Raw genomic sequence first — 20,967 nt, 5'->3', positions numbered from 1 at the left:
ATCTTTTGTGAAAAAGTCAAAAAAAATGCTAGCTGGAGCAACACTTGCTATTGGCGTTATAGCACCGCAAGTGTTGCCGACAACAGCTCATGCAGAGGAAAAAGCTGGGGAGAGTACAGTTAACTTACGAATTTTAGAAACATCAGATATTCACGTTAACTTAATGAATTACGATTATTATCAAACGAAAACAGATAATAAAGTAGGTCTCGTGCAAACTGCAACACTTGTTAATAAAGCACGTGAAGAAGCGAAGAACTCTGTCTTATTTGATGATGGGGATGCATTACAAGGGACACCGCTTGGAGATTATGTAGCGAATAAAATAAATGATCCGAAGAAGCCTGTGGATCCTAGTTATACACATCCATTATATCGTGTAATGAATTTAATGAAGTATGACGTCATCTCTCTTGGGAATCATGAATTTAACTACGGTTTAGACTATTTAAACAAAGTAATTAGTAAAACAGAATTCCCGGTTATTAACTCGAACGTCTATAAGGATGATAAAGATAATAATGAAGAGAACGACCAAAACTACTTTAAACCATATCATGTTTTTGAAAAAGAAGTAGAAGATGAATCAGGTCAAAAACAAAAAGTGAAAATTGGCGTAATGGGATTTGTTCCACCTCAAGTTATGAACTGGGATAAAGCGAATTTAGAAGGAAAAGTGAAAGCGAAAGATATTGTTGATACAGCGGAAAAGTTAGTTCCAGAAATGAAGGCGCAAGGTGCGGACGTTATTGTTGCATTAGCCCATTCAGGTGTCGATAAGAGCGGCCGTAGCCCCAAAATGGAAAATGCTTCATATTATTTAACAGAGGTTCCTGGTGTAGATGCAGTATTAATGGGACATTCACATACTGAAGTGAAGGATGTATTTAATGGTGTTCCTGTTGTAATGCCTGGTGTTTTTGGAAGTAACTTAGGTATTATTGATATGCAATTGAAAAAGGTAAACGGAAAATGGGAAGTACAAAAAGAGCAATCGAAGCCGCAACTTCGTCCGATTGCTGATAGTAAAGGGAACCCATTAGTACAATCTGATCAAAGATTAGTTAATGAAATTAAGGATGATCATCAAGCGACAATTGATTATGTGAATACAGCTGTAGGAAAAACGACAGCGCCAATTAATAGTTATTTCTCATTAGTACAAGATGATCCTTCTGTACAACTTGTGACAAATGCACAAAAATGGTATGTAGAAAAGCTATTCGCTGAAAACGGACAATATAGTAAATATAAAGGAATTCCAGTATTATCTGCAGGAGCACCATTTAAAGCGGGTGGCCGAAACGGTGCTACATATTATACGGATATTCCAGCAGGGACGTTAGCAATTAAAAACGTAGCGGATTTATATGTATATCCAAATACGTTATATGCTGTAAAAGTAAACGGGGCACAAGTAAAAGAATGGCTTGAAATGTCTGCTGGTCAGTTTAATAAAATTGATCCAGCGAAAACAGAAGAGCAGCCACTAGTAAATATAGGTTATCCTACATATAATTTTGATATTTTAGATGGTCTAAAATACGAAATTGACGTGACGCAACCAGCGAAATACGATAAAGATGGTAAAGTTGTAAATGGAAATACGAATCGTATTGTAAATATGACGTATGAAGGTAAGCCTGTAGCTGACAATCAAGAGTTCATCGTAGCTACAAATAACTATCGTGGAAGTAGCCAAACGTTCCCTGGTGTAAGTAAAGGGGAAGTTGTATACCAATCACAAGATGAAACACGTCAAATCATTGTGAAATATATGCAAGAAACACCAATTATTGATCCAGCAGCAGATCAAAACTGGACATTTAAGCCGATTGTTGCAGATAAATTAAATACAACATTTGATTCTTCACCAAATGCACAAAACCATATAAAGAAAGATGGAAAGATATCATATGTTGGACCATCTGAAAATGAATTTGCTAAATATGCAATTGATATAACGAAGAAGAATGATGATAAGGAAACTGGTGGAGAGAATCCAACGATACCGCCAACAGGTGAAGGCAATAACGGAGAGAATCCAACGACACCACCAACAGGTGAAGGCAATAACGGAGAGAATCCAACAACACCGCCAACAGGTGAAGGCAATAACGGAGAAAATCCAACGACACCACCAACAGGTGAAGGCAATAATGGAAATGAACCAAAACAAGATGGAAATAATACAGGATCTGGACAAACTACAACGGATAATCAAAACTCAAAAGAAACAACAACTGTAAGTGAAAATAAAGAAGAACGTGATTTACCGAAAACAGGTACAAGTGTTGCTTCTACAATTGGAGCAGGTCTGGCGTTTGTTGGAGCGGGATTACTTATATTATTTAGAAGAAAGAAAGCGAATAGATAGCGGAGAAATATAAAAAGGATTACCGATTAAGGTAATCCTTTTTATTATATTATGAAACTGGTACTGCTTTTTCTTTCTTCCATGAAAGGCCAAATCCAGTAAAGCCGACGATAATCGTTAAGACTGGGCAAGCTAAACAGAAGATTGCGTATGGAAGGTAATCGAATGTTGGAACGCTAAGGACGTTTGTTAAGAATACGCCACTTACACCCCATGGTACGAGCGGGTTAATAACTGTACCTGCATCTTCTAATACGCGTGATAAATTACGACGTTCTAAACCGACTTCATCGTATTTGTTAGCGAATGCTTGTCCTGTTAAAACGATTGATAAGTATTGTTCGCCAAGTAGGAAGTTTACACCAATTGCAGTTGAAGCAGTAGAAATAATTAAGCGTGTGCTATTTTTTACAAAGCTAGAGATAATATTCATCAGCTGCGCTATAATACCCATTCCTTGTAATAATCCTCCCATACAAAGAGCTAGGAAAATAAGAGCAATCGACATCATCATACTTTGTAGACCACCGCGAGATAGTAAGCTATCAATGTCTTTAATACCAGTTTTAGAAACGTAGCCGTCTTGCATAATTTTCATTAAATCAGCTAAAGAAGTGCTAGGTTTAAAAATAAAGAGAATAATAATTCCTACAACAATTCCTGCAAGCAATGTTGGAACTGCTGGAACCTTTTTAAATGCGAATAGGAACAGTAATAAAATTGGAATAAGTGTAACGATAGAAATCGTTGTGTTTTTTTCTAACGTGCTAATAAAGTTTGTGAAGTCAACGTCTCCACTAATACCGCTTCCTAAAATGAAAAATGCGATAAAAGCAATAATGAAAGCAGGAACTGTTGTCCAAAGCATGTTGCGAATATGCTCAAATAAATCTACACCCGTTACAGCAGGAGCTAAGTTTGTTGTATCAGATAAAGGAGACATTTTATCTCCAAAGAATGCGCCAGAAATAATTGCACCAGCGATTAGAGCTGGATCGTATCCGAGAGCACTACCCATACCCATAAAGGCAAGTCCTACAGTTGCGGCAGTTGTAAAGGCACTACCGATACTTGTTCCAACAATTGCACAAACTACAAAAACAGTTGGAACGAAAATTTTAGGAGATACAATCTGGAAGCCGTATACCATTAAAGTTGGAATTGTTCCAGCAGCGATCCAAACACTAATTAATACGCCTACAAGTAAGAAAATAAAAATAGATGGAATACCAGCTGAAATACTACTGATCATCCCTTTTTCCATAGTAGACCAAGAGATTTTTTTCATAAATCCAAATGCTAATAAAAGAACGATACCAAATAAAATTGGGATGTGTGGTGAAACTTCTAATTGGATAACACTAAAGCCAATACAGAAAAAGATAAATAATGTTAAAAGAACAGATTCAATTTTTGAAACCATTGTTTTTCCCTCCTAAGTAATCTAAAATAGCTCTTTTTTATATAAAATTCGCCAATATTGTATATTTCCTTCTAAAATTTAGAATTTTGTGACAAATTACCGGTAATTGTCAACATCTCAATATGATACGGAAATGATTGGATAAAAAAACGCCCCTGCATATAATTATGCAGGGACGAAGAAATCGCGGTACCACCCTAGCTTGTGAAAGGAATGTATCACAAAATAAAGGGTCATATGATATGCGCTCATAAAATAAAAACGCCCCTGCAATATATGCAGGGACGAAAAATTCGCGGTACCACCCTAAATTGTGAAACAGTTTCATTTCACCACTCTTTAGACATAACGGTCTAAACCGTCTTTCACTACTCCTCACGTTTCGTAAAAGAAGCTCCAGGGGGTAATTCATAAATCGCTCTGTACTGGTTCGCACCGACCACCAGCTCTCTGAAATCAGAAAACGAAATACTACTAAATCCTATCAACGCCGATTCATATGATGTTAGTTAAATTTTTATCATATATTCATCATACATGTCAATAAAAACATTCGATATTTTTTTAGGGAAATAAAGGAGAAATGTTTTTCATACTGTAAAAATGTGCGTTATAATGAATTTGAAAGGGGAGGAAAGAGTGAAGAAAAAAATAATTCTTTTTACCACCTTACTAGTCGTTGGCGGAAGTGCTGGAATTTACACAGCTTTTGCAGCTGAATCAGAGCAGTCGAAACAAAAGCAAATACAGCAGTCAGAAGTGAAGAAAGTGAAAGAAACTGAAGAGAAGAAATCGATGGAAAAAGCAGCTACGAAACTAGGAGTTTCTACTGAGGGGAAAACAAAAGAAGAGGTTACAAAAGAAGTAGATACCGCTAGATTTGAGCAGCGCCATGATTTGTTAATTGAGCATGCTAATCAACTTGGAATTGATACAGAAGGAAAAAAAGATGAAGAGATTATTTTAGAAATTGGAAAGATACAACATGGAAAGTAGAACAACTTATCGTATGATAGGTTGTTCTTTTTTGAGAACTATTTGATTTAAAAATAATTGACAGTCATTTGTTTTTAATGTTAACTATATTTATAAATAAGTTAACATTAGGGGTGACAATTGTGGCTGTTAATAGTAACACGAGTGAAAAATCGTTTTATACATATGAAGAATTATCGAAGAAGAATAAAGATTACGTATGGCACCCATTTACACAAATGAAAGATTATTTAGAAGAAGATCCTGTCATTATTGAACGTGGAGAGGGAAGAAAGCTATACGATGTAAATGGAAATGAATATTGGGACGGTGTTTCATCTATTTGGTTAAATGTTCATGGGCATCAAGTACCAGAACTTGATGAGGCAATTCGCGAGCAATTAAATAAAATTGCTCATTCTACTATGCTAGGACTTGCTAACGTTCCATCTATTTTATTAGCAGAAAAAATAATTGAAGTTGTACCAGAAGGTTTGAAGAAAGTATTCTATTCAGACTCTGGTTCTAGCGCCGTTGAAATTGCAATTAAGATGGCCTTTCAATATTGGCAGCATAAAGGAAAACCGAAAAAACAAAGATTTGTTACATTAAAAGAAGCATATCACGGTGATACGATAGGTGCTGTTTCAGTAGGAGCAATAGACTTGTTTCACCAAGTGTATAGTTCACTATTATTTGAGGCAATTAAAATGCCGTATCCATATACATATCGTTCTCCTTATGGAGATAATAAGGAACAAATTGTAAAGAAACATTTAGAAGAAATGGAAGAAATGCTACAAGAAAAACATGAAGAAGTAGCAGCTATTATTGTGGAGCCATTAATGCAAGGTGCTGGTGGGATGATTACAATGCCAAAAGGATACTTAAAAGGGCTTCGCGATTTATGTACAAAATACAATGTATTATTTATTACAGATGAGGTAGCGACTGGATTTGGGCGTACCGGGAAAATGTTTGCATGTGAACACGAGGATGTAACGCCAGACATTTTAACAGCCGGAAAAGGTTTAACAGGTGGTTATTTACCGGTGGCAATTACGGTAACGACAGATGAAATTTATAATGCCTTTTTAGGAGGCTATGAAGAACAAAAAACGTTTTTCCATGGTCATAGTTATACAGGGAATCCGTTAGGGTGTGCCGTAGCAATTGCAAATTTAGAACTATATGAAAAAACTAATTTAATAGAAGATGTTGCGCATAAAGCAGAATATGTAGCGGCACAATTAGAAGCTCTTAATGAATATAAGCACGTAGGAGATATTCGTCAGTGTGGGCTAATGGTTGGTATTGAACTTGTGAAGAATAAGGAAATGAAAGAATCGTTTGAATGGACAGAAAGAGTCGGTGTTCAAGTGTGTAAACGCTCAAGAGAGCTGGGCATGATTTTGCGACCACTCGGTAATACGATTGTATTTATGCCTCCTCTTGCATCTACGGTGGCTGAGATTGACGAGATGTTACGCATTTTATATAAAGCAATCTCGGATGTTACGGAGGGAGAGTAATGAGTGGTTTCTTTATAACAGCAACGGATACAGAAGTTGGCAAAACGGTAGTGACAGGAGCATTGGCAGGTATATTTCGAGAGCGTGGACATAATGTTGGTGTATATAAACCGTTGCAAAGTGGACATGTTGCATCAAATCCTGAGGGTGATGCAGCAAGATTAAAAGCATTATCGGGTGTACCGACAGAAGAAGATGAAATTTGTCCTTATTCCATTGAAGAACCACTTGCTCCGAGACTTGCCATGAAAAGAGCTGGAAGGACAGTAACGTTAAAAGAAATTACTGATCACTATAATGAACTACTAAAAAAGTTTAATAGCCTATTTGTAGAAGGGGCTGGTGGGCTTGCAGTTCCATATACAGAAGATGCTTTAGTGATTGATTTTGCAAAAGAATTACAGCTTCCTCTTATTGTAGTAGCGCGTCCTACGCTTGGGACAGTTAATCATACTATTTTAACAATTTCTTATGCAAAAGCACATGGATTAAAAGTAGCAGGTGTAATTTTATCTGGATGTAAAGGATATGAAAAAGAAAGAGTGCAAGAAAATAAAATAATGATTGAGGAGTTAAGTGGCGTGCCGGTTTTAGGGTTATTACCATTCCTTGAAGGAGAGTTTACAAAGGAAGAATTATTAGGGGCGGCAAAAGAGCATATTATGATTTCAAAATTAGAGGAGCTCATCCAAAATGAATCAAATGTGGCACACGCATCTTCAATCTAAAGTAGAACAATTAAAGGAGCAAGGGCAGTATCGTAATTTACATGTAACAGAGAAAGCGGAAGAGACATGGCTTATTCGAAATAAGAAAAAGATGCTAAATTTAGCATCGAATAATTATTTAGGATTAGCTGGAGATGAAAGGTTGAACGAAGCTGCTATTGCCTGCACGAGAAAATATGGAACTGGAGCGACAGCATCTCGTCTCGTTGTAGGAAATTATCCATTGTATGAAGAGGTTGAGAAAATTATATGCAACTGGAAAGGTACTGAAAGAGCATTAATTGTAAATAGTGGGTATACAGCAAATGTAGGTGCTATATCTGCTTTAGCCTGTCGTCACGATATGGTTTTTAGTGATAAATTAAATCACGCAAGTATTGTTGATGGAATTATATTAAGCGGAGCAGAGCATAAAAGATATCGTCATAATGATTTGGATCATTTAGAAAAGATGTTGCAAATAGCGTCACCAGAAAAGAGAAAATTAATCGTAACAGATACTGTTTTTAGTATGGATGGAGATATTGCATATTTGAGAGGCTTAGTTCAGCTGAAAGAGAAATACGGGGCAATCATTATAGTTGATGAAGCACATGCAAGTGGAATATATGGAATCGGTGGAGCTGGACTATCTCATATAGAAAAAGATATCGCTCAAAAAATTGATATACATATGGGGACGTTTAGTAAGGCTTTAGGGTGTTATGGTGCGTATTTAACGGGTGATTCCATTTATATAGAGTATTTACAAAATATGATGAGAAGCTTGATTTTTACTACAGCTTTACCACCAGGAACATTAGGGGCGATCCGAAAAGCAATTGAAATTGTGAAAGAAGATAACGAAAGAAGAGAGCGACTTATAGAGAATGGTGCATATTTCAGGACGCATTTACAAGAAGCTGGTTTTGATATTGGGAATAGCTCAACTCATATTGTACCGATTGTAGTTGGGTCAAATGAAAATACTTTACGGTTTAGTGAAAGGTTACAAGAGGTAGGTATCGCAGCCATTGCAATTCGTCCGCCGACTGTTCCGGTTGGTAGTTCTCGAGTCCGTTTTGCAGTTACGTCACAACATACAATAGCCGATTTAAAATGGGCTATTCAGCATATTATACGCATTGGTAAAGAAGAGGGGTTTTTAGTATGAAAGAGCTAAAGCTTATTTTTATTCCAGGATGGGGAATGGAAGAAGATGTTTGGACTTTGGTTCTGCCGTATTTTAAAGGATATTCTGTTCAATGTATAGATTGGCGTAACGTGAAAGAACAAAGTGAATTTGCGGGGCGAATAATAGATATAGCGCAGGATGAAAATGTAATTTTAGTTGGATGGTCACTAGGAGCGTTAGCGGCAGTACAAGCTTATAAAAAGATTAAGGCCCAAGGTATGGTACTAATTGGTGGTACCGCTAAATTTACCAATACAAGTGACTATACAAGTGGATGGAATTCCTTGCATATAGAACGTATGAAAAAGAATTTAACGAGAAAAAAAGAAGATACTTTGAAGCGTTTCTATGAAAATATGTTTACAAAAAGTGAGCTGAGGGAGAATACGAGTTTTGAAGAGATTGCGCAGAAGTTTAAAGGAGACTCGATTCAGTCTTTACAATTAGGCTTAGATTATTTAATAGAAACAGATATGAGAAATGAAGTAATAGATATGAAAGCCCCGCTGTTACTCCTTCATGGAGAGCAGGATGTAATATGTCCATTGTCTGCAGCCCATAGTATGGCGAATAATACGAATGCCAATCTAAAAGTAGTAAGCGGTGCTGGGCATGCATTATGTGTAACGAATTTTGAATATTGCGCAAATGAAATTATTCAATTTGTAGAGGGGATACGACATGATCAACAAAACGTTACTGCAAAAACGGTTTAACGGGGCGGCTATATCCTACGATCAATATGCAAATGTACAAAAAAAGATGGCGCATTCGTTACTTTCTACATTGAAGGAACGATATAGTGAAACATCATCGATACGTATTTTAGAACTTGGATGCGGGACAGGATATGTAACAGAGCAATTATCAAATTTATTTCCGAAAGCTCATATTACAGCTGTGGATTTTGCTGATGAGATGATTGCAGTCGCGAAAACTAGAAAAAGTTTGGAAAATGTGATGTTTCGATGTGAAGATATTGAACAATTAAAATTAGAAAATCCATATGATGTCATCATTTCAAATGCTACATTTCAATGGCTTAATGATTTAAAAGAGACAGTGAAAAATTTATTTAACTATTTGTCTGAAGAAGGAATATTATTATTTTCCACGTTTGGTAATACGACTTTTCAAGAATTGCATACGTCTTTTCAGCGTGCTAAGAAAGAAAAGGGGATACACAATTGTACTTCAATAGGACAACGATTCGTTTCGAAAGAACAGTTAGTGAATATATGCAAAAATCCATTAGGAAATGTACATGTTTCTGAAACGTGTTACATAGAAAGCTTTACAGAAGTTAGGGAGTTTCTACATTCTATTCGAAAAGTAGGGGCAACCAATAGTAATGAAGAGTCTTACTGTCAAAGCCCTTCACTCTTTCGTACGATGCTTCGTATATACGAAAGAGACTTCACGGGAAAAGAAGGGATAATGGCAACATATCATGCTTTATTTACGTATATAACAAAAGAGGGGAAGAGATGAAATGAAACAAGTACAAACAAAAAGGGATTGGAAAAAACTTGCATACGACGTAGTAGAAGAGAAAATGATTACGAAAGAAGATGCAATTGCAATATTAGAAGCTGATGATACAGAGGTTTTAGAAATTATGAATGCAGCTTACATCATTCGCCATCATCATTTTGGTAAGAAAGTAAAGTTGAACATGATTATAAATACGAAATCTGGATTATGTCCTGAAGATTGCGGGTATTGTTCACAGTCTATTATTTCAGAAGCACCGATTGATAAGTATGCATGGTTAACACAAGAGAAAATTGTTGAAGGAGCGCACGAAGCAATTCGTCGTAAAGCAGGTACATATTGTATTGTTGCATCTGGTCGTCGTCCGACGAATAAAGAAGTAAATCACGTTATTGGAGCAGTTAAGGAAATTCGTGAAACGACAGATTTAAAAATTTGCTGTTGTTTAGGATTTTTAAATGAAGATCAAGCAGGTCAGTTAGCAGAAGCTGGTGTGCATCGTTATAATCACAATTTAAATACGCATGCCAACAATTATGATAGCATTTGTTCAACGCATACGTATGACGATCGTGTTGATACAGTCCAAAAAGCGAAGCAAGCCGGTATTTCTCCATGCTCTGGAGCAATTTTCGGAATGGGAGAAACGATTGAACAGCGCGCTGAAATTGCATTTGAATTACAACGTTTAGATGCAGATTCTATTCCATGTAATTTCCTTGTTGCTGTAAAGGGTACTCCGCTTGAAGGACAAAAAGAATTAACACCTGTAGAATGTTTAAAAGTGCTGGCGATGATGCGTTTTGTAAATCCAACAAAAGAAATTCGTATTTCAGGTGGTCGAGAACTTAATTTACGTTCTGTACAGCCACTTGGTTTATTTGCAGCAAACTCTATCTTTGTCGGGGACTATTTAACAACAGCTGGACAAGAGCCGACTGCGGACTGGGGTATGATTGAAGATTTAGGATTTGAGATTGAAGAATGTGCGCTATAAGATAGATGAAAAGCAAACTCTTTAAAGGGTTTGCTTTTTTTGTAAATAAAATGTAATAAAAGTCCATTAACGCTTGATAGTAGTCACTTTTGGACGAGAAAAATAATTTTGTGGACGAATTTTCCAAGCCCTAATTGTACATAGTAAAAATGTAATTTATATCGGGTTGGAGGATTTTACATGTACAAATACATATTAACTATTATGACCTGTCTGATTTTAATAAAAGCGATAAGTGCTGATCCAGTTAAGGCGGCTGAAAATCCTGAACAAAAAGAAATGCAACAAAGAATTGAACAGCATTTTCGAACGAAAGCTGAACATTTTGGGCTTGAAACAGAAGGAAAAGATTTAAAAGAAGTGAGGAAGGAAATTTCTATTATAGAAGAAGCGGAAAAGAGAGAAAATGTGTGGAGAACAGCACAAGCTCTTCGTATAAAAACAGAAGGAAAAACGATGGATGAATTAATAGAAGATGTACGAAAAAAGGTGAGAAAATAAAAAAAGAGGCCGTAGCCTCTTTTTTAAGCCCATTGTTTTGATAAATGAGCCATTTCGATCGCAGCAACTGCCGATTCATATCCTTTATTACCAGCTTTTGTACCTGCACGTTCAATCGCTTGTTCAATTGTTTCTGTCGTTAATACACCGAAAATAACTGGAATGTCCGTTTGTAGTGATAAAGACGCAACACCTTTTGCTACTTCATTACAAACGTAATCGTAATGTGTTGTAGCACCGCGAATTACTGTACCTAATGTAATAACAGCATCATATTTTCCGCTATTGGCCATCTTTTTAGCGATTAAAGGAATTTCAAATGCACCAGGAACCCATGCAACATCAATATCATTCTCTTCTACACCGTGACGCTTTAATCCATCTAAAGCTCCACCAAGTAACTTACTTGTAATAAACTCATTAAAACGTCCAACAACAACCCCAACTTTTAATCCTGTACCAACTAAATGACCTTCGAATACCATAATGTATCTCTCCCTTAATTATAAGTTTAGTAAATGTCCTAATTTGCTTGCTTTCGTTTGTAAATACGTTTTATTTTCTTCTTTTGTTGGCATTTGCAACGGTACACGCTCGGTTACTTCTAAATCGTAACCTTGTAAGCCAGCAATTTTTCGTGGATTATTCGTTAATAATCGTAAATTTTGTAAGCCTAAATCTTTTAAAATTTGAGCGCCAATACCGTAATCACGAAGATCAGCTGGGAACCCAAGTTTTTCATTTGCTTCTACAGTATCTAACCCTTCTTCTTGTAACTTATAAGCGCGAAGCTTATTCAGAAGGCCAATTCCTCGTCCTTCTTGTCTCATATAGAGAAGAACACCTTTTCCTTCACGCTCAATTTGAGCAAGTGCAGCATGTAGCTGTGGTCCGCAATCACAGCGGCACGAACCAAATACATCTCCTGTTAAGCATTCTGAATGAACGCGTACAAGTACAGGTTCGCCTGTTGAAATATCACCTTTTACGAGCGCGATATGTTCTTTCATATCTAATGAGTTAGAATAGCCAATTGCATGGAAAGTACCGAAATCTGTAGGTAATGTAATTTCCACTTCTCTCGTCACAAGTGTTTCGTGATGGCGGCGATAAGCAATTAAATCTTCTATTGTAATCATTTTTATATCAAATTGTTTTGCGCACTCTAGTAAATCAGGTACACGTGCCATCGTACCGTCCTCATTTATAATTTCGCAAATGACTCCAGCTGGTTCTGCTCCGCAAAGTTTGGCTAAATCGACAGCGGCTTCTGTATGACCAGCACGGCGCAGTACACCGCCTTCTTTCGCAATTAATGGAAAGATATGTCCAGGGCGATTGAAATCAGCGCCTTTTGATGCAGGGTTTAACAATTCTTGTATCGTAGTTGCACGTTCATGAGCGCTAATCCCTGTTGTTGTAGAAACATGATCAATGCTCACTGTAAACGCAGTGTGATGTGAATCTGTATTATGAGATACCATTGGTTCTAACTGTAGACGTTCTGCGTACTCCTCCGTAATGGGTACACAAACGAGACCACGACCGTGTGTAATCATAAAATTAATCGTTTCTGGTGTAATGTACTCTGCTAAAGCAATAAAATCGCCTTCATTTTCTCGGTTTTCATCATCACATACGATAACAACTTTTCCTTGTTTTAAATCTTCTAGAGCTTCTTCAATACGATGAAACATTGTGCTTCCTCCTTATAGAAATCCGTTTTCTTGTAAAAAGCTTTCGGTCATTGAACTAGTTCTTTTTGCGGGCTTTGAGATAAAGCGTTCAATATATTTTCCAATCATGTCACACTCAATGTTTACAATGTCCCCGGCTTTTTTTTCTCCGATTATAGACTCGCTTACTGTGTGGGGGATGAGTGAAATTGTAATTGAAGATTCGTCTATATCAAATATTGTTAAGCTAGTGCCATCAACAGCAACGGATCCTTTATGCAAACAATAGCGTAGTAATTCATCAGAAATTGCTATTTTGTAATAGATGGCATTGTAATGTTGTTTTTTAGTTAAAATCGTACCGATGCCATCGATATGTCCGGTGACGAAATGTCCACCGAATCGTCCGTTTGCAGCCATCGCCCGTTCTAAATTCACTTTGGCACTTGGCTTTAGCATACGAAGTGATGTTGCTTTCATTGTTTCAGGCATTGCGTCGACAGTGAATGAAGTAGTCGTAAAAGTAGTTACTGTTAAGCAAATGCCGTTAACTGCGATACTATCACCTAATTTGACATCCGATAAAATTTGCTTTGCGCTAATAGTTAGCTTCATTGCTTCACCACTTTGAGTCATGCTTGATATCGTTCCTAACTCTTCTACGATTCCTGTAAACATTCCGTCACCTCGCTTTTTAAGGTTGCAACAATTTTTATATCATTACCGATTTGTTTCATCTCTTGAATTGTTAAGGAAAGTGCATCTTGTAACTTCGAAAAACCAGCTCCGCCAAATAAGGTGGGTGCATCTTTTCCACCAATTAATTTCGGGCTTATATAGGTCACGATTTCATTAAAACTATTTGTTTTTAAGAAGTTTGCATGCACCGTTTGACCACCTTCAACGAACAGAGAAAGAATTTGTTTCTCACCGAGTAGGGATAGGACATCTTGTATTTCAATTTGCTGTGTTTTCATTTGGAATACAGCTATATTGTTAGATTCATAAGACGCTATTTTCTCTTTGCTTACATCCTTACCGACAATAATCCATGTCGGAGTTAAGCCATCTGTTATGACATGAGAAGATGGCGGCGTTCGTAAGTGGGTATCTAAAATAACGCGTATAGGATGTTTACCTCCGTTTGGAATTCGTGTTGTTAAGTGTGGATTATCAGTTAGAACTGTATTCACACCGACTAGGATAGCATCATGTATATGACGATATTGGTGAACGTCAGCGCGTGCTTCTTCGCCTGTAATCCACTTACTTTCACCGGTTACAGTTGCTGTTTTTCCATCTAAGCTCATTGCTGTTTTTATTGTTACAAAGGGACGTTTCGTTTTCATATAGTGAAAAAAGTATCGATTTAATAAAGTGGCTTCCGCCCCAAGAACACCAGTAGTCACCTTGATTCCAGCTTCTTCCAATATTCTTTTTCCATTGCCGGAAACGAGTGGATTGCAATCAAGAGTAGCAATTACAACACGCTGAACTCCTTTTTCAATGAGTAATTCACAGCAAGGGGGTGTTTTTCCAAAATGGCTACACGGTTCAAGTGTTACATAAACGGTAGCGTCTTTTGCTCTTTCACCAGCCATGTGAAGAGCATGAACTTCAGCATGTTCTTCACCAGCACGCATGTGGGCACCCATTCCAACGATTTTCCCATCTTTAACAACAACGGCACCAACCATAGGATTTGGGCTTGTTTGTCCCGATGTTCCTTGTGCTAACTGCAAGGCAATCCTCATATATTCTTGATCTGTCATTCTTTTCACCTCTCCTGAAAAAATCAAAAAACCCCAAGGATTTTATATCCTTGGGGTTTGGGAGACGTGATTTCTAGAAATATAGTTCGAATACGAAAGTATAGGAAAGAAACCTAACGATGACTGATATTTTGGCATAAGGAAAAAACCTAGCAAAATATCAAATTCTTTCAACGCTAGTCGTATCTTTTTATTTCAGTATAGAAACATAACTATACAAAATAAAACATATATAAAGATTCAAAATGAAACTTTAAAAATATGCATACTGAAATAAAAGTGTATTCGCTATATAAAATTACTAGAAAACATATCCTTCTCCCATCCAGACTATACTGTCGGCCCTAGAGTTTCACTAGATCCACCGTTTTCGCGTTGAAAACGGGTCACGGACTTAGAAGCTATCGCTTCATCACCGCCGGTTGGGAATTTCACCCGACCCCGAAGGATGTTGTTTGCTCACATTATAGCACAAAAAAGAAAAAAGCATAGTAAAAAATGTTCGAATGTGAAGAATTGTTTGAAAATATATGCCGATTTGAATGGGGACGAAAGTAATAGAAATGTTGAAAGGGGAAGGGCTGTATAGGCTTTGATCAAAAGAAAAAACATACACAAATAAATGTGCATGCTCTTTAAATATTTATTCTGCCTCTGGTGCTCTAACAACAGACTCGAATTTGCCTTTATGCGAAGCATCGCAATAAGGCATGTTTTTTGATAAACCACAACGACATAAAGAAAATGCTGGTTTTGCTGGGAATACATTCCCTTGTGAGTCAACTAATTCCACGTCCCCTGTAACGCGAAAAGAGCCATTATCATTCACTTTAATTTGTAATTTTGCCAACGTTATCCCTCCTTTCCAAACGCTTACTCTCATCATATAATTAGGGAGAGTACTTGACAATATAAAAAGAGCACTTTGTTTGAGAGAGAAGAGAGTGTTATAATAGTTTTTATAACTGACTAGAGTAAGGTGACGAAAGATGGATAAAAAATTACACACACTACAAAATATTGCAAATGAGCGCACATGGGCATCATTTTTGAATGATAATCATCCATATAGTTTACTTCATTGGTCAATCGCAGGTGTAGGACAAGAACCGAAAGATGTTTGGTTACTTCAAGATGAGGTAACTTTTCAAACGACGGAATTCCCAACGCTAGACGAGGCAGTAAAGTGGATTTCTGAAAATATGGAACAAGTTACAGACGTTTTAGCGCAGTAAAAAAACAGGCTTATGCAAGCCTGTTTTTTGTTTCTTTTACATATGTGTTTAAAAATTGATCGATGGCATCTTCGTACTCTTCTTTATTTTCATTATAAGAGCAAGCGTGTGCACCATGTTCTGCAATATAAAGCTGTTTATTATTTTCTTTCGCTTCATAAAGTGATTTCGTCATATCAGATAAAATATAGTCATCATCTTTACTATGAATAAAGAGAACCGGATTGTTAATATTTTTTATACAATCAATTGGTGAAACTTCACGAATTGTATAGCCATCACGAACTTTTAAAAAGGCATTTGCTAAAGGTAATAAAGGCCATTTTGGCAAATGAAACTCAACTTTCAAACGATGTTGTAACTGTCCATAAAAATCAGAGAAAGGACAATCAGCAATATAAAAATCAGCACCATCTTCTACAAGTCCTGCATATTGAAGAAGAGTTGCAGCACCCATAGATTCACCATGAATTCCGAGTGTAATATTCGTTCCGAAACGATCTTTTAGCCAGTCAACTACTGACTTTAAATCATGTTTTTCATAATAGCCATAACTTGTTGTTTTACCACCGGTTTTACCATGACGGCGATGATCATAAATAAATACGTTATATCCTCTATTTAAAAATAAGTTTGCATATTTAACGGAATTCATTTTATTTACAGTCACACCGTGGCAAAAAATCATAAATTTATTGGAATGACCAGCTGGCATGTAATATCCGTGAAGTTCGTATCCGAATTGAGAAGGGATGTGAACCTCTTCTTTTTGAATAGCCTTAAAATCGTCCAAATGAAAATGCTTTTTCGTTTCGCGTTCTAAAACTTCTTCCTCTGTTTTTTTCTTCAAGTACATAACTTTATTTGTAAAGAAAATCCCAATCGCAGTTAGTGCACCTAGTATAGTAAACAATGCTGTAAAAAAACGTTTCATACTTTACCTCATCCTCCAAATACCTCTACATGTGATACACTAACATTGTATCACAATGATGTGAAAAGGGGAGAAATCGTGTATGGTTCATATACAAAAAATCACACCAGAAATGAAAGAAGCAATTCAGGATTTTATGTGTGAAAACTGGGGAAGCTCAATGATGGTCTCGCGAGGCAGAGTACATCAATTAGAAGAATTACCTGGTTTTATTGCACTTAGAAATAACAGAATAGTGGGAATTATAACATGTAAAGTGATAGAAAACATGTGTGAAATTGTATCGTTAAATAGTTTTGAGGAAGGGAAGGGGATTGGTACAAAACTGGTGGATTGTGTATTGCGAGTAGCAAAAGAGAACGAATGTAAAAAAGTGTGGCTTATTACGACGAATGATAATATGAACGCACTTCGTTTTTATCAAAAACGTAACTTCATGATGACGAACTTGTATATTGATGCGGTAAAGGAAGCACGAAAAATAAAGAAAGAAATTCCGTTTATTGGTTATGATAATATCGCGATTTCACATGAAATTCAGCTGGAGTATATTTTCTGAGTAGAGTGGAAATTGTGTAACAATTTTCAGAAATATAAAACAATAACCTTGACGAATGTTATATTTTGGTTTAATTTAAAATTGTAATCTATTACCATATTAAGGGGTGACGATGTGGCAACTATACGTGATGTTGCAAAATTGGCCGGTGTTTCAGTTGCAACCGTTTCAAGAGTCATTAACGAAAAAGGATATGTCCATGAAGATACGGTGAAACAAGTAAAAAAAGCAATTGAAGAATTACATTATAGACCGAATGCTACAGCAAAGCCTTTATTTAAACAACCTTCAACGGTGATTGCATTACTTGTAGATAATTTGCATAATCCATCATACATCACTTTGCTCCGTTTCGTTGAGGAAATAGCATACAAAGAAGGGTATCAAGTAATAGTTTGTAATATAGAAAATAAGAATAGATACATAGATATGTTGGAGCAAAATAACATTGCAGGCGTTATAATGACGAAATCTGTTTTTCGAAGTATAGGAGAAATCTCACTTCCTTTCGCTGTGCTTGAAGAACGACAATCTCTTATGAGCTATTATGAAAGTGGACAGAAAGCTGTTTCTTTATTAAAAGAGAAAGGCTGCCAGTTTCTTGCTTATATCGGTGAGGGAGTAGAGAGTGAAGAAATGGAAGAGCATGTGGCAGGATTTCTAGATACTGCTTGGAAAGAAGGACTTTCTTATCGAGAGGAAATTGTACAAGGGTATACGAATCAACAGTTTCTTGAATTGTTACAAAAGCATCCATACATAGATGGGGTTGTAGCTTCAAGTGATAAGGTCGCTATTGAGCTAATCAGGGCGGCGAAAACTCTTAATATTCATATACCAGGTAAGTTACAAATCATTGGATTTAACGGGAGTGTAGAGGGTGAATGGATAAGTCCATCATTAACGACGATTGGAAGTTATATCGAAGAAAATGGGGAAATAGCTTTTCAACAGTTAATAGGAAAAATAAAGAAGAAACAAGTGCGACAAGAAGAAGTGGAAACAGAATTTAGGTGCATTGAGAGAGAAACAACAAAGTAAAAGGTGCGTTTTTAAAACGCACCTTTTATAGTGTAATTGCGGCAATAAAGCCGAATATAAGTAACGGTATATTATAGTGTAGAAATGTTGGGACACATGTATCCCATATATGATGGTGCTGACCATCAGCATTTAAACCGGACGTTGGTCCAAGTGTACTATCAGATGCTGGAGAACCTGCATCACCAAGTGCACCAGCTGTACCGATAATTGCGATTGTAGCCATGGGACTAAATCCGAGCTGGACGCATAATGGTACGAAAATTGTTGTTAAGATTGGGATGGTTGAAAAGGAAGAGCCAATTCCCATCGTAACGAGAAGTCCAATAATGAGCATAAGAAATGCAGCAAGCGGTTTATTATTTCCGATTATATGTGCACTCGTTTGCACAAGAGATTCAACATGTCCAGTTTTTCGAAGAACAGCGCCAAATCCAGCGGCAGAAATCATAACAAATCCGATAAAGGACATCATACGCATTCCACTCGTTAAAATAGCATCGGCTTCTTTAAGAGGGAGGCTACCGCTAACTGATAAGACGATAATACCTGCTAAAGCACCAAAAATCATTGATTCTGTTGCTAATTGCACAGTTAATGTAGCGAGTATTGATAATAAACCCAAAGTAATGCTTCTTTTCGTATAGGGAACGATTTCATTCTGTGCAGAATGAATTTGTTCTGTTTCATATGTACGTGGTTTTCGGTATGTAATGAAAACCGCTACACATAATCCGATAATCATACCGATTGCTGGAATAGTCATCGCTTTTGGAATAAGTGCGACATCAAATGTAAGACCGCTTTGCGCAGCATTTGTTTGCAATACGTCATGATAAATTTTTCCGAACCCTGCTGGAACCCACATGTAAGGGGTAATTAACCCAAATGTAATAAGACATGTTACAAGCCTACGATCCACCCTCAGCTCATTTAATACTTTTAAAAGTGCTGGAATTAAGATTGGGATGAAGGCGATATGAACAGGGATAATATTTTGTGAGAAACAAGCCATTGTTAAAATGATAAATAATATAAGTATTTTAGAATAGACTTGTTTTTTCGTGTCTTGTTCGCTGCCGATCCATTTTAAAGCTGATTGGATCATTGCATCAGGAAGTCCTGTTTTTGAAAGGGAAATAGCAAATCCACCGAGCATTGCGTAGCTTAATGCGATAGGAGCACTGTTCCCAAGACCGGCTGTAAAAGTACTAATTGTTTCTGAAATACCGAGTCCGCCGATAAGTCCGCCTGTTAAAGCTCCAACGATAATGGCGACAATGACTTGGACACGTAACAAACTAAGCAGTAGCATGACTGCTACTGCGATGAGTACAGCGTTCATAATAAATGTAATCTCCCTAATTTTTATTCTGTTAAGGCAAGCAAGTGTTTGTAGTGACATATACTTGCGACATATCATTATAAAATGTTTTCTATGAAATGTAAAAGCGCCTTTTATTATTAATGTTGAAAAGATAGTTCTTGTTTAATTGATTGTAAAGATTTAGCGAATAACTCAGGCTCTTCTAAATCTGGAGAATGTGCCGAGTTTGGAAACCAAATCATCTTTTTAATAGGAGCTTGAATGATATCGCAATATTGTTGAACGAGTGCATAAGGAGTTTGATAATCATAGCGACCAGAACAAAAATAAACAGGAATAGATAAACTTGAAATAGATGAAAAGAAATCGATTGTCAGCATCTCTTCCCATAAAACTCCGGATTTTAAATTTCCTGCGAGAAATTTGAACCAATCTAATAGCGTATATTCAGGAGAAAAGAAGCCTTTTCGTATGAAAGAAAAGGAAGATCCATTTTGGATTGCTCCTCCGAATGTACCAAGCCACTTTCTTTGAATAATGAGGCGTCTCGTATCTAAAAAGGGTGGTTTCCCTAATTTTAAAAGAGAAGCTAATGCCTTTTTATGGTCATGTTTTTTGGCAGAGCTAATTAAATGTTGATATAGTAATTCTTCATTTTGCTTCATATGTACGATTTGACCGATGCCGATGTATGCTTCTATATATTCGGGACATTGATTAGCGATTTGTAGTCCGATAATACTTCCCCAAGAATGACCTGCGAGAAATAGTTTTTGCTTATTAAAGCGTTTGAGAAGATATTGAATAACCTTTTTTGCATCTGAAAAAAATTGATCAATCGTAAGATTTGTTTGGATGTCCCGCCATAAAAAGGATTTACCTGCCCCTCGCTGATCCCAATTAATAACGATAAAGTGCTTTTCTAACTCTTTTTGAAAATGGCGAATAAAGCCGATTTGTGCCATACCAGGGCCGCCGTGACAGCATAATAAAATAGGCTGTTCCACGTTTTGACCGCGTATAAGGAGAGATTGTTTCCGGTCATTAATCATAACGCTTTCTATCGTAGCGATACTGTTAGGGATTAGTTGCTTCTTTTCGTTGTAAAACTGAGGGGTATGGCTACGAAAAAGCATATGTAAACCTCCTTTTCTTAAATGGTATGAATCGCACAGGCTCTTTCTTTTGCATATACTACTAGAAAATCATTGTATCATAACAT

General features: G+C 36.7%; 21 protein-coding genes, 1 riboswitch and 1 other annotated feature. Of the genes, 12 read left to right on the top strand and 9 right to left on the bottom strand.

Translation table 11 applies throughout. The features are described 5' to 3' along the window. Positions 1 to 7: 7 nt before the first annotated feature. Positions 8 to 2,377 carry a bifunctional 2',3'-cyclic-nucleotide 2'-phosphodiesterase/3'-nucleotidase gene (cpdB, locus tag MKX37_RS20150; protein WP_078421736.1) on the top strand — a complete coding sequence of 790 codons (2,370 nt, stop codon included), beginning with the start codon at positions 8 to 10 and terminating at the stop codon, positions 2,375 to 2,377. A 49-nt stretch (positions 2,378 to 2,426) separates the two neighbouring features. Here cpdB and nhaC read toward each other — a convergent pair whose 3' ends face one another. Then, positions 2,427 to 3,800: a Na+/H+ antiporter NhaC gene (gene nhaC / locus MKX37_RS20145; protein ID WP_002128996.1), complete on the bottom strand. Its 1,374-nt coding sequence runs from the start codon at positions 3,798 to 3,800 to the stop codon at positions 2,427 to 2,429. A 277-nt stretch (positions 3,801 to 4,077) separates the two neighbouring features. Beyond that, positions 4,078 to 4,297: a binding site (T-box leader), on the bottom strand. A 142-nt stretch (positions 4,298 to 4,439) separates the two neighbouring features. Between nhaC and MKX37_RS20140 the strand changes: the two genes are divergently transcribed. The 8 genes from MKX37_RS20140 to MKX37_RS20105 all read left to right on the top strand — a co-directional run bounded on the left by MKX37_RS20140 (position 4,440) and on the right by MKX37_RS20105 (position 11,201). Next, positions 4,440 to 4,796 (top strand): hypothetical protein, encoded by a 357-nt coding sequence (locus MKX37_RS20140; protein WP_050000372.1) that lies wholly within the window; start codon positions 4,440 to 4,442, stop codon positions 4,794 to 4,796. A gap of 77 nt (positions 4,797 to 4,873) precedes the next feature. Further along, positions 4,874 to 6,307, top strand: coding sequence for an adenosylmethionine--8-amino-7-oxononanoate transaminase (bioA, locus tag MKX37_RS20135; protein WP_002128994.1), 1,434 nt, complete (start codon positions 4,874 to 4,876; stop codon positions 6,305 to 6,307). Then, complete coding sequence (gene bioD / locus MKX37_RS20130; RefSeq protein WP_002128992.1) at positions 6,307 to 7,035, top strand: dethiobiotin synthase; 729 nt, start codon at positions 6,307 to 6,309, stop codon at positions 7,033 to 7,035. Before bioA ends, bioD begins: the two co-directional genes overlap by 1 nt. Next, positions 7,001 to 8,188 carry an 8-amino-7-oxononanoate synthase gene (bioF, locus tag MKX37_RS20125; protein WP_002167709.1) on the top strand — a complete coding sequence of 396 codons (1,188 nt, stop codon included), beginning with the start codon at positions 7,001 to 7,003 and terminating at the stop codon, positions 8,186 to 8,188. Before bioD ends, bioF begins: the two co-directional genes overlap by 35 nt. Beyond that, positions 8,185 to 8,925, top strand: coding sequence for an alpha/beta fold hydrolase (locus tag MKX37_RS20120; protein WP_002185005.1), 741 nt, complete (start codon positions 8,185 to 8,187; stop codon positions 8,923 to 8,925). Before bioF ends, MKX37_RS20120 begins: the two co-directional genes overlap by 4 nt. Further along, a complete protein-coding gene (bioC, locus tag MKX37_RS20115) occupies positions 8,891 to 9,700 on the top strand; it encodes a malonyl-ACP O-methyltransferase BioC (protein ID WP_002128987.1) in 810 nt (269 codons plus the stop codon). Before MKX37_RS20120 ends, bioC begins: the two co-directional genes overlap by 35 nt. Before the next feature lies 1 nt (position 9,701). After that, positions 9,702 to 10,700: a biotin synthase gene (bioB, locus tag MKX37_RS20110; RefSeq protein WP_002014986.1), complete on the top strand. Its 999-nt coding sequence runs from the start codon at positions 9,702 to 9,704 to the stop codon at positions 10,698 to 10,700. Between the two features lie 180 nt (positions 10,701 to 10,880). After that, a complete protein-coding gene (locus MKX37_RS20105; protein WP_002088493.1) occupies positions 10,881 to 11,201 on the top strand; it encodes a hypothetical protein in 321 nt (106 codons plus the stop codon). A gap of 23 nt (positions 11,202 to 11,224) precedes the next feature. Here the strand turns inward: MKX37_RS20105 and ribH are convergent, their stop codons facing one another. The 5 genes from ribH to MKX37_RS20080 all read right to left on the bottom strand — a co-directional run bounded on the left by ribH (position 11,225) and on the right by MKX37_RS20080 (position 15,499). After that, on the bottom strand, positions 11,225 to 11,686 hold the full coding sequence (gene ribH, locus MKX37_RS20100) for a 6,7-dimethyl-8-ribityllumazine synthase (protein ID WP_000230892.1): 462 nt from the start codon (positions 11,684 to 11,686) through the stop codon (positions 11,225 to 11,227). Positions 11,687 to 11,704: 18 nt separating this feature from the next. Further along, a complete protein-coding gene (gene ribBA / locus MKX37_RS20095; RefSeq protein WP_002128984.1) occupies positions 11,705 to 12,898 on the bottom strand; it encodes a bifunctional 3,4-dihydroxy-2-butanone 4-phosphate synthase/GTP cyclohydrolase II in 1,194 nt (397 codons plus the stop codon). Positions 12,899 to 12,910: 12 nt separating this feature from the next. Then, positions 12,911 to 13,555, bottom strand: a complete 645-nt coding sequence (gene ribE / locus MKX37_RS20090; RefSeq protein WP_002128983.1) for a riboflavin synthase — start codon at positions 13,553 to 13,555, stop codon at positions 12,911 to 12,913. Beyond that, on the bottom strand, positions 13,537 to 14,649 hold the full coding sequence (gene ribD / locus MKX37_RS20085) for a bifunctional diaminohydroxyphosphoribosylaminopyrimidine deaminase/5-amino-6-(5-phosphoribosylamino)uracil reductase RibD (protein ID WP_002167712.1): 1,113 nt from the start codon (positions 14,647 to 14,649) through the stop codon (positions 13,537 to 13,539). Before ribD ends, ribE begins: the two co-directional genes overlap by 19 nt. Positions 14,650 to 14,958: 309 nt before the next feature. Then, a riboswitch (FMN riboswitch) is annotated at positions 14,959 to 15,102 on the bottom strand. A 190-nt stretch (positions 15,103 to 15,292) separates the two neighbouring features. Continuing rightward, entirely contained in the window at positions 15,293 to 15,499 is a 207-nt protein-coding gene (locus tag MKX37_RS20080; RefSeq protein WP_002128981.1) for a CDGSH iron-sulfur domain-containing protein, read from the bottom strand. 139 nt (positions 15,500 to 15,638) lie between these two features. On the opposite strand from MKX37_RS20080, the gene MKX37_RS20075 reads away from it, so the two are divergent. Further along, a complete protein-coding gene (locus MKX37_RS20075; RefSeq protein ID WP_002014992.1) occupies positions 15,639 to 15,884 on the top strand; it encodes a DUF2552 family protein in 246 nt (81 codons plus the stop codon). A gap of 10 nt (positions 15,885 to 15,894) precedes the next feature. On the opposite strand, the gene MKX37_RS20070 is transcribed toward MKX37_RS20075, so the two are convergent. Further along, on the bottom strand, positions 15,895 to 16,818 hold the full coding sequence (locus MKX37_RS20070; protein WP_002014993.1) for an alpha/beta hydrolase: 924 nt from the start codon (positions 16,816 to 16,818) through the stop codon (positions 15,895 to 15,897). 82 nt (positions 16,819 to 16,900) lie between these two features. Between MKX37_RS20070 and MKX37_RS20065 the strand changes: the two genes are divergently transcribed. Both MKX37_RS20065 and MKX37_RS20060 read left to right on the top strand, forming a co-directional pair. Then, a complete protein-coding gene (locus tag MKX37_RS20065) occupies positions 16,901 to 17,377 on the top strand; it encodes a GNAT family N-acetyltransferase (protein ID WP_002128979.1) in 477 nt (158 codons plus the stop codon). A 114-nt stretch (positions 17,378 to 17,491) separates the two neighbouring features. Beyond that, positions 17,492 to 18,418 (top strand): LacI family DNA-binding transcriptional regulator, encoded by a 927-nt coding sequence (locus MKX37_RS20060; protein WP_002014951.1) that lies wholly within the window; start codon positions 17,492 to 17,494, stop codon positions 18,416 to 18,418. 25 nt (positions 18,419 to 18,443) lie between these two features. On the opposite strand, the gene MKX37_RS20055 is transcribed toward MKX37_RS20060, so the two are convergent. Together MKX37_RS20055 and MKX37_RS20050 are read right to left on the bottom strand one after the other, a co-directional pair. Further along, a complete protein-coding gene (locus MKX37_RS20055; protein ID WP_078421735.1) occupies positions 18,444 to 19,763 on the bottom strand; it encodes a Na+/H+ antiporter family protein in 1,320 nt (439 codons plus the stop codon). Positions 19,764 to 19,882: 119 nt separating this feature from the next. Beyond that, complete coding sequence (locus tag MKX37_RS20050) at positions 19,883 to 20,881, bottom strand: alpha/beta fold hydrolase (protein ID WP_002128974.1); 999 nt, start codon at positions 20,879 to 20,881, stop codon at positions 19,883 to 19,885. Between the last annotated feature and the right edge of the window lie 86 nt (positions 20,882 to 20,967).

Origin of the sequence: Bacillus sp. FSL R5-0709 (assembly GCF_038004785.1) — a bacterium.
GTDB lineage: Bacteria > Bacillota > Bacilli > Bacillales > Bacillaceae_G > Bacillus_A > Bacillus_A mycoides.
This window is presented reverse-complemented; position numbering and strand designations above follow the sequence as displayed.

Coding starts and splice junctions, on each gene's coding strand:
- nhaC (WP_002128996.1), bottom strand. CDS start 3,800: ATGGTTTCAAAAATTGAATCTGTTCTTTTAACATTATTTATCTTTTTC.
- bioA (WP_002128994.1), top strand. CDS start 4,874: ATGTTAACTATATTTATAAATAAGTTAACATTAGGGGTGACAATTGTG.
- bioD (WP_002128992.1), top strand. CDS start 6,307: ATGAGTGGTTTCTTTATAACAGCAACGGATACAGAAGTTGGCAAAACG.
- bioF (WP_002167709.1), top strand. CDS start 7,001: ATGAATCAAATGTGGCACACGCATCTTCAATCTAAAGTAGAACAATTA.
- MKX37_RS20120 (WP_002185005.1), top strand. CDS start 8,185: ATGAAAGAGCTAAAGCTTATTTTTATTCCAGGATGGGGAATGGAAGAA.
- bioC (WP_002128987.1), top strand. CDS start 8,891: ATGATCAACAAAACGTTACTGCAAAAACGGTTTAACGGGGCGGCTATA.
- bioB (WP_002014986.1), top strand. CDS start 9,702: ATGAAACAAGTACAAACAAAAAGGGATTGGAAAAAACTTGCATACGAC.
- MKX37_RS20105 (WP_002088493.1), top strand. CDS start 10,881: ATGTACAAATACATATTAACTATTATGACCTGTCTGATTTTAATAAAA.
- ribH (WP_000230892.1), bottom strand. CDS start 11,686: ATGGTATTCGAAGGTCATTTAGTTGGTACAGGATTAAAAGTTGGGGTT.
- ribBA (WP_002128984.1), bottom strand. CDS start 12,898: ATGTTTCATCGTATTGAAGAAGCTCTAGAAGATTTAAAACAAGGAAAA.
- ribE (WP_002128983.1), bottom strand. CDS start 13,555: ATGTTTACAGGAATCGTAGAAGAGTTAGGAACGATATCAAGCATGACT.
- ribD (WP_002167712.1), bottom strand. CDS start 14,649: ATGACAGATCAAGAATATATGAGGATTGCCTTGCAGTTAGCACAAGGA.
- MKX37_RS20075 (WP_002014992.1), top strand. CDS start 15,639: ATGGATAAAAAATTACACACACTACAAAATATTGCAAATGAGCGCACA.
- MKX37_RS20070 (WP_002014993.1), bottom strand. CDS start 16,818: ATGAAACGTTTTTTTACAGCATTGTTTACTATACTAGGTGCACTAACT.
- MKX37_RS20065 (WP_002128979.1), top strand. CDS start 16,901: ATGGTTCATATACAAAAAATCACACCAGAAATGAAAGAAGCAATTCAG.
- MKX37_RS20055 (WP_078421735.1), bottom strand. CDS start 19,763: ATGAACGCTGTACTCATCGCAGTAGCAGTCATGCTACTGCTTAGTTTG.
- MKX37_RS20050 (WP_002128974.1), bottom strand. CDS start 20,881: ATGCTTTTTCGTAGCCATACCCCTCAGTTTTACAACGAAAAGAAGCAA.